Annotated in this window: 11 protein-coding genes; 10 read left to right on the plus strand and 1 reads right to left on the minus strand. The window is 67.1% G+C overall.

The features are described from left to right. Positions 1 to 27: 27 nt before the first annotated feature. On the plus strand, positions 28 to 1,041 hold the full coding sequence (locus CCUG20998_RS10475; RefSeq protein ID WP_172607274.1) for a sulfotransferase domain-containing protein: 1,014 nt from the start codon (positions 28 to 30) through the stop codon (positions 1,039 to 1,041). Further along, positions 1,041 to 2,054, plus strand: coding sequence for a sulfotransferase domain-containing protein (locus CCUG20998_RS10480; RefSeq protein ID WP_036455533.1), 1,014 nt, complete (start codon positions 1,041 to 1,043; stop codon positions 2,052 to 2,054). Before CCUG20998_RS10475 ends, CCUG20998_RS10480 begins: the two co-directional genes overlap by 1 nt. Before the next feature lie 6 nt (positions 2,055 to 2,060). On the opposite strand, the gene CCUG20998_RS10485 is transcribed toward CCUG20998_RS10480, so the two are convergent. Beyond that, positions 2,061 to 2,705 (minus strand): class I SAM-dependent methyltransferase, encoded by a 645-nt coding sequence (locus CCUG20998_RS10485; protein WP_099052706.1) that lies wholly within the window; start codon positions 2,703 to 2,705, stop codon positions 2,061 to 2,063. Between the two features lie 174 nt (positions 2,706 to 2,879). On the opposite strand from CCUG20998_RS10485, the gene pyrR reads away from it, so the two are divergent. The 8 genes from pyrR to mihF all read left to right on the plus strand — a co-directional run bounded on the left by pyrR (position 2,880) and on the right by mihF (position 12,915). Beyond that, positions 2,880 to 3,443, plus strand: a complete 564-nt coding sequence (gene pyrR, locus CCUG20998_RS10495) for a bifunctional pyr operon transcriptional regulator/uracil phosphoribosyltransferase PyrR (protein WP_012393958.1) — start codon at positions 2,880 to 2,882, stop codon at positions 3,441 to 3,443. Then, positions 3,440 to 4,402, plus strand: a complete 963-nt coding sequence (locus tag CCUG20998_RS10500; RefSeq protein WP_020728545.1) for an aspartate carbamoyltransferase catalytic subunit — start codon at positions 3,440 to 3,442, stop codon at positions 4,400 to 4,402. Before pyrR ends, CCUG20998_RS10500 begins: the two co-directional genes overlap by 4 nt. After that, entirely contained in the window at positions 4,399 to 5,691 is a 1,293-nt protein-coding gene (locus CCUG20998_RS10505) for a dihydroorotase (RefSeq protein WP_020728546.1), read from the plus strand. Before CCUG20998_RS10500 ends, CCUG20998_RS10505 begins: the two co-directional genes overlap by 4 nt. Then, complete coding sequence (locus CCUG20998_RS10510) at positions 5,688 to 6,209, plus strand: PH-like domain-containing protein (RefSeq protein WP_020728547.1); 522 nt, start codon at positions 5,688 to 5,690, stop codon at positions 6,207 to 6,209. The genes CCUG20998_RS10505 and CCUG20998_RS10510 overlap by 4 nt, the downstream gene beginning before the upstream one ends. Continuing rightward, positions 6,206 to 7,333 (plus strand): glutamine-hydrolyzing carbamoyl-phosphate synthase small subunit, encoded by a 1,128-nt coding sequence (gene carA, locus CCUG20998_RS10515; RefSeq protein ID WP_012393962.1) that lies wholly within the window; start codon positions 6,206 to 6,208, stop codon positions 7,331 to 7,333. Before CCUG20998_RS10510 ends, carA begins: the two co-directional genes overlap by 4 nt. Before the next feature lie 91 nt (positions 7,334 to 7,424). Continuing rightward, complete coding sequence (gene carB, locus CCUG20998_RS10520) at positions 7,425 to 10,790, plus strand: carbamoyl-phosphate synthase large subunit (RefSeq protein WP_020728548.1); 3,366 nt, start codon at positions 7,425 to 7,427, stop codon at positions 10,788 to 10,790. Continuing rightward, on the plus strand, positions 10,787 to 11,623 hold the full coding sequence (gene pyrF, locus CCUG20998_RS10525; RefSeq protein ID WP_020728549.1) for an orotidine-5'-phosphate decarboxylase: 837 nt from the start codon (positions 10,787 to 10,789) through the stop codon (positions 11,621 to 11,623). Before carB ends, pyrF begins: the two co-directional genes overlap by 4 nt. Before the next feature lie 974 nt (positions 11,624 to 12,597). After that, entirely contained in the window at positions 12,598 to 12,915 is a 318-nt protein-coding gene (gene mihF, locus CCUG20998_RS10530; protein WP_015355818.1) for an integration host factor, actinobacterial type, read from the plus strand. Positions 12,916 to 13,026 lie beyond the last annotated feature (111 nt).

Genomic DNA, 13,026 nt, shown 5'->3' on the forward strand with positions numbered 1-13,026 from the left:
AGTGTCGTGCCAATCGCATCCGATGAAATGGGCAACAATCGCCCGCCTCCGGCGCCGTCATCCGGTCAGTTCCGGACCGATGACCGGGTTGCCTACCGCTCCTGGATGAGCGACAACCTGCGCTGGGATAGCTTGACGTTGCGGGACGGCGACATCGTGATCTCGGCACCGCCGAAGTGCGGCACCACCTGGACGCAACGCCTGATTTCCCTGCTCATCTTCGATGGGCCGCAGCTGCCGGCGCCGATGCACTTGGTGTCGCCGTGGCTGGACCTGACCGCCCGGCCGGTGCAGGAGGTCGCCGCCGCACTCGATGCCCAGCCCCATCGCCGGTTCATCAAGACCCACACGCCGCTGGACGGCTTGGTGCTCGAGGATCGGGTCACCTATATCGGGGTGGGGCGCGATCCCCGCGATGCCGCGGTCTCGATGCTGATGGACCAGCACCGGATGCGGGCGCTGCACGAGGTGTTGGGGCCGCCAGGTGAGCGATTCGCGCCCCCGGGTTTGGACTTCGACGGCGAGTTCAGCCCGCTCGACGTGCTGCGGCGCTGGCTGGAAGGGCCCAACGTACCCACCGAGGGGATCGCTTCGTTGGCCACCATCCTGCATCACTTCGCCACGTTCTGGGACCGGCGCAGGCAGCCCAACGTCGCGATGTTCCACTACGCGGACTACCGGGCGGACCTCGTCGGTGAACTGTTGCGCCTCGGCTCGGTCCTGGGTATCGAGCTGGGTCCCGATCGCGCCGCGGAGTTGGCCGAACACGCCACCCTCGACGCCATGCGCGCGCACGCCGATGCGCTTGCTCCCGCGGCCACCCCCGGCGTCCTACCCGGGCACCAGCCGCGTACCGAAGCCCCCTTCTTCCGGGCCGGTGGACGTGGCCAGTGGCACGACATTTTCACCGCCGCCGAGCATCGGCGCTACGGCGAACGCGCGGCCGAATTGGCCGGGAATCTGGGCGGCCCGGAGTTCCTCGACTGGGCTCACCGGGGTCGCGGGGACCGCCGCGGCCCCGTCGAGCGGGGGGAGTCCTGATGGCCACCCGAGTCGGGTATCACTCGTGGATCAGCGACAACCGGCGTTGGGACGCGCTGGAGCTGCGCGAGGGCGACATCGTGATTTCGGCGCCGTCGAAGTGCGGCGTCACGTTGACCCAGCGCCTGGTGTCGCTGCTGGTCTTCGATGGACCGCAGTTGCCGGGGCCGCTGGCCGAGGTTTCGCCATGGCTGGATAGGACGGTCCGGCCGGTGAACGAGGTCGTTGCCGCCCTCAACGCGCAGGGCCACCGCCGATTCATCAAGACCCACACGCCGCTGGACGGCCTGGTGCTCGATGACCGGGTCACCTACATCGGCGTGGGCCGCGACCCGCGCGATGCCGCGATGTCGGAGCTTTTCCAGTGGGACAACATGAACCACGCCAACCTCAACCGGAGGGGGTCCGCCGCCGGCGATGGACAGGGTGATCCCACGCCCATCCAGGCCTTCCGGGCCTGGATGGAAGGGCCGATCATGCCCCCGGAAAGCCCGGTTGCACCCCCACCTTCGGCGATCGCGCCGCCCCCCGGCCCCGGTTTCCCGCCTCCGCACGGGGGGCCGGGCCCGATGCCGCCCATGGCCAAACACATGGGCTCGCTGTCCAACATCCTGCATCACTTCAACACGGTCTGGTCGCGACGTCAGCTGCCCAACGTGTCGATGTTCCATTACACCGACTACCGCGCCGACCTCGTGGGTGAGCTGATCCGCCTGGCGGGGGTCCTGGGCTGCTCCCTTGGCCGCGATCGTGCCGAGGAGCTCGCGCAGCATGCCACGCTGAACTCGATGCGTGCGCGCGCCGCCGAACTCGCCCCCGAGTCCACCGAAGGCATTTGGCGCAGCAACGAGCGCTTTTTCCGGGCCGGTGGTAGCGGCGAATGGCAGGAGTTCTTCGACGAGCGCGTCTATCGCCGCTACTACGATCGCATCAACCAGCTGGCCGCGCCGGATCTGCTGGCCTGGGCGCATGAGGGTCGCCGGGGCTGTGATCCCGCCGGGCCGGTGGGCTGAGCTGCGCTAGTTTTGCCGCCGCGCGCGGACGTACCAGAAGGCCAGCTCGATGGGCTGCCCGTCGGATCCACCGAGTTGGCGGTTCACCGTGACCGGATCCAGCGCCGCGATTTCCCAGCCCGCACCGCCTAGCACGTCGCGCAGCGTCTGCTCGGGCACCGCCGGGCGCGGCTGTTGTTCGTTGGGCGGGTTGGCATCGCAGAAGCAACTCATCAGCAGGGTGGCGCCAGGTCTGGTGGCGCGGTGCACCGCGGCCGCATAGCTGCGCTTGCCCTCGTCGTCGAGGCAGTGGAACATGCCGCTGTCGATCACGGTGTCGAAGGCGTCGGTGTAACCGTCCAGCTTGGTGGAGTCGGCCACCGCGAACGTGACGTGCACGCCCGCGTCATCGGCTCGGCGCGCCGCGGTGATCAGCGCGGTCGGGGAAATGTCCAGGCCGGTCACCGGGTGTCCGTGCGCAGCCAGGTAGATCGCGTTGTCGCCCAGCCCACAACCGATGTCCAGCACGTCGCCGTGCACCCAGCCGCCGGCTTGCCAGGCGATGACATTTTCTTTGGGAGCCTTGGTATCCCACGGGGGCGTCGTCATCGGCGCAACGCCCGGGCGCGGGCTCTCGCCGCGGTACAGCGCATCAAAATCCATCTGTTGCAGCCCGGCGGGAAAACCGGTGGAATCCCCAGAAGCGGTGGAGTCCCTCACCTATGCCAGGGTATCCCCACGGCGGGCCCCGCATCGTGGCCGCGGGCGCGCAATGCTACGGTGTCGGGCAGTCGACATCCTTTAACGACCCGTCCGGAGAGGCGGAGAAGGAGGTCAGGTTCTCGCATGGGTGCCGCCAATGATGCCGTGGACGGCAGGGAGTTGATGTCCGCGGCCGACGTCGGTCGAACTATTTCCCGCATTGCGCACCAGATCATCGAAAAGACCGCGCTGGATAGCCCGGACTCGCCGCGCGTCGTGTTGCTCGGGATCCCGACTCGCGGTGTGATCCTGGCGTCGCGGTTGGCGGCCAACATCGGCGAATACAGCGGCATCGAGGTCGACCATGGTGCGCTGGACATCACGCTGTATCGCGATGATCTGATGAGCAAACCGCCGCGGCCGCTGGAGGAGACCGAGATCCCGGCCGGCGGTGTCGATGACGCTCTGGTGATTCTGGTCGATGACGTGCTCTACTCCGGGCGCTCGGTGCGCTCGGCGCTGGACGCGCTGCGCGATGTCGGACGGCCGCGATCGGTCCAGCTGGCCGTGTTGGTCGACCGCGGGCACCGGGAACTGCCGGTGCGCGCGGACTACGTGGGCAAGAACGTGCCCACCGCACGCAGCGAAAGCGTGCATGTCCAATTCAGCGAACACGACGGCCACGATGGGGTGGTGATCTCTCGATGACACCCAGGCATCTGCTGGCGGCGGGCGACTTGAGCCGCGATGACGCCATTGCGATCCTTGACGACGCCGACCGCTTCGCGCAGGCCCTGGTTGGCCGTGAGGTCAAGAAGTTGCCGACGCTGCGCGGTCGCACCGTGGTGACGATGTTCTACGAGAACTCGACGCGAACCCGGGTTTCCTTCGAGGTGGCCGGTAAGTGGATGAGCGCGGACGTGATCAATGTCAGCGCGAGCGGGTCTTCGGTCAGCAAGGGCGAGTCACTGCGCGACACCGCGCTGACCCTGCGTGCGGCCGGCGCCGACGCGCTGATCATCCGGCACCCCGCGTCCGGGGCGGCGCGGCTGCTCGCCGATTGGACCGCCGGCCAATCCGACGGCGGCCCTTCGGTGATCAACGCCGGCGACGGCACTCACGAGCACCCGACGCAGGCACTGCTGGACGCCCTGACCATCCGGCAGCGGCTCGGTGGCATCGAAGGCCGGCGCGTCGTCATCGTCGGCGACATCCTGCACAGCCGGGTGGCCCGCTCCAACGTCATGCTGCTGCACACACTGGGTGCCGAGGTGGTGCTGGTGGCGCCGCCCACCTTGCTGCCGGTGGGTGTCGCGGATTGGCCGGTCACCTTCTCCCATGACCTTGACGCCGAGCTTCCCGCCGCCGACGCGGTGCTGATGCTGCGGGTGCAGGCCGAGCGGATGAACGGCGGATTCTTCCCCTCGGTGCGCGAGTACTCGACCTTGTACGGTCTGTCCGACCGTCGTCAGGCGATGCTGGCCGGTCACGCGGTGGTGCTGCATCCCGGGCCGATGCTGCGTGGCATGGAAATCGCCTCATCGGTTGCCGACTCGTCACAGTCGGCTGTGTTGCAACAGGTTTCCAACGGAGTCCACATACGCATGGCGGTGCTGTTCCATGTCCTGGTTGGACTCGAGTCGGCTGGGGAAGAGGGTGCGGCGTGAGCGTGCTGCTGCGCGGAGTGCGGTTGTACGGCGAGGGCGAACGGGTCGACGTACTCGTCGACGACAACCAGATCGCTGACATCGGGACCGGACTGGCCATCCCCGATACGGCGGATGTCATCGATGCCACCGATCACGTGCTGCTGCCGGGGCTGGTTGACCTGCACACCCACCTGCGCGAGCCGGGCCGCGAATATGCCGAGGACATCGAGACCGGTTCGGCGGCAGCAGCGCTGGGTGGCTACACGGCGGTGTTCGCGATGGCCAACACCCATCCGGTGGCCGACAGTCCGGTGGTCACCGACCACGTCTGGCACCGGGGACAGCAGGTCGGTTTGGTCGACGTACATCCCGTCGGCGCCGTCACGGTCGGGCTCGCCGGAACTGAACTCACCGAGATGGGCATGATGAATGCCGGTGTCGCCGCGGTGCGGATGTTCTCCGACGACGGGATCTGCGTGCACGACCCGCTGATCATGCGCCGCGCTCTCGAATACGCCACCGGCCTGGGTGTGCTGATCGCCCAGCACGCCGAGGAACCCAGGCTGACCGTCGGTGCGGTCGCCCACGAAGGCCCGAATGCCGCGCAGTTGGGCCTGGCGGGTTGGCCCAGGACGGCCGAGGAATCGATTGTGGCCCGCGACGCGCTGCTGGCCCGAGACGCGGGCGCGCGGGTGCACATCTGCCACGCCTCCACCGTGGGAACCGTCGAAATATTGAAATGGGCTAAATCGCAAGGTATTTCGATCACAGCGGAGGTTACTCCGCATCACCTGCTGCTCGATGACCGCAGACTGTCCGGCTACGACGGGGTAAATCGGGTCAATCCACCGCTGCGCGAGGCGTCTGATGCGATGGCGCTGCGACAGGCGCTGGCCGACGGGATCATCGATTGTGTGGCCACCGATCACGCGCCGCACGCCGAGCACGAGAAATGCGTCGAGTTCTCCGCGGCGCGGCCGGGCATGCTCGGGCTGCAGACCGCGCTGTCGGTGGTGGTGCAGACGATGGTGCAGCCGGGTCTGCTGAGCTGGCGCGATGTCGCGCGGGTGATGAGTGAGAACCCGGCGCGAATCGTGGGGCTGCCCGATCATGGCCGGCCGCTCGAGGTAGGGGAGCCGGCCAACCTGACCGTGGTTGATCCCGACGCCACCTGGACTGTCACCGGGGCCGACCTGGCCAGCCGCTCGGCCAACACCCCGTACGAGTCGATGACCTTGCCCGCCCGGGTCACGGCGACGCTGTTGCGTGGAAAGATCACCGCCAGGGACGGAAAGAGCCCGGCATGAACTCAGGCACGCTGATCGGCTCCCTGATCTTTGCGGCCGTGCTGGCGGTGTTGATCGCGATGGTGATCGCGCTGATGATCAGGGGCTGGCGGCGTCGCGCGCGACTGCAACGCGAGCTGATCGGTGCGTTACCCGACCTGCCCGCCGCGGTGGGTCCCGCGTCGGTCACCACTTGCGGCATGTACGTCGGTTGCACCCTGGCGCCGGCGTCCAACCACCGGGTTGTGGTCGGCGACCTCGGGTACCGCAGCCGGGCGGAACTGACCCGTCATCCCGACGGAATTCTGGTGAAACGTGCGCGGGCGCAGCCGATTTGGATCCCACTGGATTCGATCACAGCGGTACGCACCGAGCGCGGAATCGCCGGCAAGATCGCGGCCCGCGACGGGATACTGGCAATCCGGTGGCGACTGCCATCAGGTACTGAGATCGACACCGGGTTCCGGGCAGACAATCGTGACGAATACGACGGCTGGCTAGCAGGCTGGCTTCAGCCCCGAACGGAGGGAATCGTGTGAGCAAAGCCTTGCTCGTACTTGAAGATGGCCGAGTCTTCACCGGAATGTCATTCGGTGCGGTTGGCCAAACACTGGGGGAAGCCGTTTTCAGCACCGGCATGTCCGGCTATCAGGAGACGCTGACCGATCCCAGTTACCACCGCCAGATCGTGGTGGCCACCGCCCCGCAGATCGGCAACACCGGCTGGAACGACGAGGACGGAGAGAGCCGCGGCGACAAGATCTGGGTCGCGGGCTACGCGGTACGTGACCCGTCGCCGCGCGCCTCCAACTGGCGCTCATCGACCACACTGGAAGACGAGCTCATCCGCCAGCGCATCGTGGGGATCGCCGGCATCGACACCCGCGCAGTGGTGCGTCATCTACGCAGCCGCGGCTCGATGAAGGCCGGTGTGTTCTCCGGTGCGGCCCTGACCGCCGGCACGCAAGTAGCCGAGCTGGTCGAGCGGGTGGCTGCCCAACCCCCGATGCTGGGCGCCGATCTCGCCGGAGAGGTCAGCACGCCCGAGGCGTACATCGTCGAACCAGAAGGGCCGCAGCGTTTTACCGTGGTGGCCCTGGACCTCGGTATCAAGACCAACACGCCGCGCAACTTCGCCCGGCGCGGCGTTCGCAGCCATGTGCTGCCCTCGTCGGTGACCTTCGATCAGATCGCCGATATCAAGCCAGACGGCGTGTTCTTGTCCAACGGACCCGGCGATCCGGCGACCGCAGACCATGTCGTGTCGCTGACCCGTGAGGTGCTCGGTGCCGGAATCCCGCTGTTCGGTATCTGCTTCGGTAATCAGATCCTGGGCCGAGCGCTGGGATTGTCGACCTACAAGATGGTGTTCGGGCACCGGGGCATCAACATTCCGGTCATCGACCACGCCACCGGGAGAGTCGCGGTAACCGCGCAGAACCACGGTTTCGCGCTGGAAGGGGAGGCCGGGCAGTCTTTCGAGACGCCGTTCGGCCGGGCCGCTGTCAGCCACACCTGCGCCAATGACGGTGTGGTCGAGGGGGTCAGACTGGTTGACGGCCGCGCATTCTCGGTGCAGTACCACCCCGAGGCCGCGGCAGGCCCACACGATGCCGAGTACCTGTTCGATCAGTTTGTTGACCTGATGGCGGGGGACCGCTGATGCTCATCGCCGCGAGCGGGTGCCCCCAGCCGACACGCTGGGTTCGGCGCAAGACCGCGCACCTTCGCGTCCAAACCCTAGGGGGCTGCTAGTGCCGCGCCGCACCGATTTACACCACATTCTGGTCATCGGCTCGGGGCCGATCGTCATCGGCCAGGCTTGCGAGTTCGACTACTCCGGAACCCAGGCGTGCCGGGTACTGCGCGCCGAGGGCCTACAGGTCAGTCTGGTCAACTCCAATCCGGCGACGATCATGACCGACCCCGAGTATGCCGACTTCACCTACGTCGAGCCGATTACCCCAGAGTTCGTCGAGCGGGTCATCGCTCAGCAAGCCGAGCGCGGCAACAAGATTGACGCCGTGCTGGCCACCCTGGGTGGGCAGACCGCCCTGAACACCGCCGTCGCTCTATACGAGAACGGGGCGCTGGAACGCTACGGCGTGGAGCTGATCGGTGCCGATTTCGAAGCGATTCAGCGCGGCGAGGACCGGCAGCGGTTCAAGGACATCGTTGCCAAGGTCGGGGGTGAATCCGCCCGCAGCCGAGTGTGTTTCACCATGGATGAGGTTCGTGAGACCGTTGCCGAGCTGGGTCTTCCAGTGGTGGTGCGGCCCAGCTTCACCATGGGCGGGTTGGGCTCGGGTATGGCTTACTCCGCCGACGAGGTGGATCGGATGGCCGGCGCCGGGCTGGCCGCCTCGCCCAGCGCCAATGTGCTCATCGAGGAATCGATCTACGGCTGGAAAGAGTTCGAACTCGAGCTGATGCGCGATGGCCACGACAACGTGGTGGTGGTGTGCTCGATCGAGAACCTCGACCCGATGGGCGTGCACACCGGCGACTCGGTCACCGTTGCGCCGGCTATGACGCTGACCGATCGGGAATACCAGCGGCTGCGCGACTTGGGGATTGCGATCCTGCGCGAGGTCGGGGTGGACACCGGCGGCTGCAACATTCAGTTCGCGGTCAACCCCCGAGACGGCCGGCTGATCGTCATCGAGATGAACCCGCGAGTATCGCGGTCAAGTGCGTTGGCGTCCAAGGCAACCGGGTTTCCGATCGCCAAGATCGCCGCGAAACTGGCCATCGGATACACGCTCGACGAGATCGTCAACGACATCACCAAGGAAACGCCGGCCTGCTTCGAACCCACCCTGGACTACGTCGTGGTCAAGGCGCCGCGGTTCGCCTTCGAGAAGTTTCCGGGCGCCGATGCCACGCTGACCACCACCATGAAATCGGTGGGCGAGGCGATGTCGTTGGGCCGCAACTTCGTCGAGGCGCTCGGCAAGGTGATGCGTTCGCTGGAAACCAGCCGGGCCGGGTTCTGGACCGCCGCCGATCCCGAAGGCGGCCTCGACGACGTCCTGACCAGGCTGCAAACCCCGACCGAAGGCCGGCTCTACGACCTGGAACTGGCGCTGCGGCTGGGGGCCTCGGTCGATCGGGTGGCCGAGGCCAGCGGCGTGGACCCGTGGTTTGTCGCGCAGATCGACGAGCTGGTCGGTTTGCGTGCCGAATTGGTCGACGCGCCGGTGCTCGACGCGGATCTGCTGCGCCACGCCAAACACAGTGGGCTATCCGATCGGCAGATCGCCTCGCTGCGGCCAGAACTGGCCGGGGAAGATGGTGTGCGCTCACTGCGCGAGCGGCTGGGCATCCACCCGGTGTACAAGACGGTGGACACCTGTGCCGCCGAGTTCGAGGCCAAGACTCCGTACCACTACAGCAGCTATGAGCTGGATCCGGCGGCCGAGACCGAAGTGGCTCCACAGATCGACAAACCGAAGGTTCTGATCCTCGGGTCCGGACCTAACCGCATCGGCCAGGGGATCGAGTTCGACTACAGCTGCGTGCATGCGGCAACCACGCTGAGCCAGGCCGGTTTTGAGACGGTGATGGTCAACTGCAATCCGGAGACGGTGTCCACCGACTATGACACCGCGGATCGGCTGTACTTCGAGCCGCTGACGTTCGAGGACGTGCTCGAGGTATTTCATGCCGAGGAGCAGTCGGCCGCCGGCGGGGCCGGCGTGGTGGGAGTCATCGTGCAACTCGGCGGCCAGACGCCGCTCGGGCTGGCAGAACGGCTGGCCAACGCCGGGGTGCCGATCGTCGGCACCCCGCCCGCCGCCATCGACCTGGCCGAAGACCGCGGCGCGTTCGGCGATGTGCTGACCGCGGCGGGACTGCCCGCGCCACGCTATGGCACCGCGACCACCTTCGCGCAAGCCCGCCGTATCGCCGAAGACATCGGCTATCCGGTGCTGGTGCGGCCGTCGTACGTGCTGGGTGGGCGGGGGATGGAGATCGTCTACGACGAGGAGACGCTGCGCGGCTACATCACCCGCGCGACCGAACTCTCGCCGGCACATCCGGTGCTGGTCGACCGCTTTCTCGAAGACGCTGTCGAGATCGATGTCGACGCGTTGTGCGACGGTACCGAGGTCTACATCGGCGGGGTCATGGAGCACATCGAGGAGGCCGGAATCCACTCCGGTGATTCAGCGTGTGCCCTGCCGCCGGTGACCTTGGGCCGCAGCGACATCGAAAAGGTTCGCAAGGCCACGGAAGCCATCGCGCATGGCATCGGTGTGGTGGGTCTGCTCAATGTGCAGTATGCGCTCAAAGACGACATCTTGTATGTCTTGGAAGCCAATCCGCGCGCCAGCCGCACCGTGCCCTTCGTGTCCAAAGCCACCGCCGTCCCGCTGGCCAAGGCATGTGCCCGGGTCATGTTGGGCGCCAGTATTTCCCAGTTGCGCGCCGAAGGGATGCTGGCGCGTACCGGGGACGGCGCCAACGCCGACCCGCGTGCCCCGATAGCCGTCAAAGAGGCTGTGCTGCCTTTCCACCGCTTCCGGCGCGCGGACGGCGCGGCCATCGATTCGCTGCTTGGCCCGGAGATGAAGTCGACGGGCGAGGTGATGGGGATCGACCGGGACTTCGGCAGCGCCTTTGCCAAGAGCCAGACCGCCGCGTACGGTTCGTTGCCCACGGCGGGGACAGTGTTCGTTTCGGTCGCCAACCGGGACAAGCGCTCACTCGTGTTCCCCGTCAAGCGGCTCGCCGACCTGGGCTTTCGGGTGCTCGCTACCGAGGGCACGGCAGAGATGCTGCGACGCAATGGGATTCCCTGCGACGAGGTTCGCAAGCATTTCGAGGCGCCACAACCCGGACGCCCGGCGATATCTGCCGTCGACGCGATCCGGGCCGGCGAGGTCGACATGGTGATCAATACCCCATACGGGAACTCCGGCCCGCGTGTCGACGGTTACGAAATCCGCTCGGTTGCCGTGTCCGCCAACATCCCGTGCGTCACCACCGTGCAGGGCGCGTCGGCCGCGGTGCAGGGCATCGAAGCCGGGATCCGCGGCGATATCGGGGTCAGGTCGCTGCAGGAGCTGCACCGCGCCATCGAACAACAGAGCGCGGCCGACGGCGGGGCCCGGTGACCGGATTCGGCGCACGCTTGGCAGAGGCCAAGGCACACCGCGGGCCGCTGTGTTTGGGGATCGATCCCCACCCCGAGTTACTTCGGGCCTGGGATCTGCCGGCCACCGCCGACGGATTGGCCGCGTTCTGTGATATCTGCGTGGCGGCCTTCGCGGGATTTGCGGTGGTCAAGCCGCAGGTGGCGTTTTTCGAAGCGTACGGCGCCGCGGGATTTGCGGTGCTGGAAGGCACGATGGCCGCGCTACGGGCCAATGGTGTGCTGGTCCTGGCGGACGCCAAGCGTGGCGACATCGGGTCGACGATGGCGGCCTACGCGGCGGCCTGGGCGGGCGACTCGCCGCTGGCGGCCGATGCCGTGACTGTCTCGCCCTTTCTGGGGTTCGGCTCGCTGCGGCCCCTGCTCGAGGTTGCGACGGCCAATGATCGGGGTGTGTTCGTACTCGCGGCCACCTCCAATCCGGAGGGCGCCACCATTCAACGCGCCGACGCGGATGGCCGCACGGTGGCCCAACTGATCGTCGATCAAGTCGGACTCTTCAATAGTGAAGTTGGCGAAGCGACGGGGCCGGAGCCCGGATCGGTTGGTGTGGTCGTCGGCGCAACGGTGCTGAATCCGCCGGACGTGAGCGGGCTGGGCGGACCCGTATTGGTTCCCGGCGTCGGGGTGCAGGGCGGTCGGCCGGAGGCGCTGGGCGGCCTCGGCGGCGCGGCGCCACAACAGCTGTTGCCCGCGGTGTCGCGCGAGGTCCTGCGCGCCGGCCCCAGCATTTCTGAAGTCCGGGCGGCGGCCGAGCGGATGCTGGACTCCGTCGCGTACCTTTCAGCGGTCTAGGTCTTCGGGTCAAGCACGCTCGGCGCCCGTTGCTGTTGGAGTTTCTGTAGCCGCTGACGCCCGGGGACGATCTGCGTCTGAGCGCCGCCCGAATCCCAGCCCGCTTGCCACCTCACACGTCGGCGCTCGGCAACCGTGCGCGGCAGCCGGGCTCCATGCTTGCCGGAATCCACTCTGAAAAGGCTTGCAATAAAAGGAAAATCGTCAGACTTCCGTGGTCACCGGGGCTTCGTCGCGGCCCGCCAAACTGCCCGAGTCGGCGTCGGCACGTTCGCATTGGTGCCGGCGCGATCAACTGCGTGTGGCCGTTTGAGCGCCCGCGCCGCGCTGTTGCTCGGGAAACCCCGACGTTGCTGGCCGCATTCGGCTGGACATCCGTACCAGATTTGCTGGGCAGTCGAAATGGACCGATGTTCGTCCGTCGGTGAATGCGGCGCGACGCCCGCGTCGTGAGTCGGCCTGGTGGGGTCTCGGGTCCGCCCCGTTCCGGCAACGCGGACGGGCCCACCGCACGGTTCGAGCATGCGCTGGCCTGCTGATTCGCTCCATTTGCCCCGAACCGCCCGACACGCGCGACACGCCACCGAAATGCGTGATCCATGGCACGTTGGTCGCGGGGGGTTGCTCGGGGTGGCCCGGGGCGGCCCAAACCGGCCGGCGGGCGGTGCGATCGTCGTGCGGCGCCGCCCGCAGATTCCAGTCAAATCGCAAATAACCGCAGCTAGACGTCAATATCTGGGGGTGTGGCCGGACCATCCCGCTGGGCGCTCGACCCCGTGGTTTGTGGCCGCTCGGGCGTGGCGGCGGAGCGCTGATTCGTGTCGCGGCCGGGGCCCACGCTGGGGATTTGTCACCCAAACCAGGGGGTCGGGTTAGATTTCGTCAGGAACCGTGAGTACGGTCGTCTCCGCTGGCTGTAGTACCAGCCAAGACAAACAAATGATCGATTGATATCGATGAGAGACGGAGGAATCGTGGCCCTTCCCCAGTTGACCGACGAGCAGCGCGCGGCCGCGTTGGAGAAGGCTGCTGCCGCACGTCGAGCGCGAGCAGAGCTCAAGGACCGGCTGAAGCGCGGCGGCACCAACCTCACCCAGGTGCTCAAGGACGCCGAGACCGACGAAGTCTTGGGCAAGATGAAGGTGTCTGCGCTGCTCGAGGCTTTGCCGAAGGTGGGCAAGGTCAAGGCGCAGGAAATCATGACCGAGCTCGAAATCGCCCCGACCCGGCGGCTGCGTGGTCTTGGTGACCGTCAGCGCAAGGCCCTGCTGGAAAAGTTCGGCTCCGCCTAGCCCGCTGCCGACGATGCAGGCCGCTGGGCCTGAGGTGGGGTATCACCCGCTAGCAGGGGTGGTGCGGGCAATCAGCGCCCAAGGATCCAGGCTGCAGTGCCTGGTGGGGGT

The sequence above is a fragment of the Mycobacterium marinum genome (assembly GCF_003391395.1).
In the GTDB taxonomy this organism is placed as follows: Bacteria; Actinomycetota; Actinomycetes; order Mycobacteriales; family Mycobacteriaceae; genus Mycobacterium; species Mycobacterium marinum.

Bases quoted from the DNA above. Each gene is read 5' to 3' on its own strand.
- CCUG20998_RS10475 (WP_172607274.1), top strand. From the start codon at position 28: ATGGGCAACAATCGCCCGCCTCCGGCGCCGTCATCCGGTCAGTTCCGG.
- pyrR (WP_012393958.1), top strand. From the start codon at position 2,880: ATGGGTGCCGCCAATGATGCCGTGGACGGCAGGGAGTTGATGTCCGCG.
- CCUG20998_RS10500 (WP_020728545.1), top strand. From the start codon at position 3,440: ATGACACCCAGGCATCTGCTGGCGGCGGGCGACTTGAGCCGCGATGAC.
- CCUG20998_RS10480 (WP_036455533.1), top strand. From the start codon at position 1,041: ATGGCCACCCGAGTCGGGTATCACTCGTGGATCAGCGACAACCGGCGT.
- CCUG20998_RS10510 (WP_020728547.1), top strand. From the start codon at position 5,688: ATGAACTCAGGCACGCTGATCGGCTCCCTGATCTTTGCGGCCGTGCTG.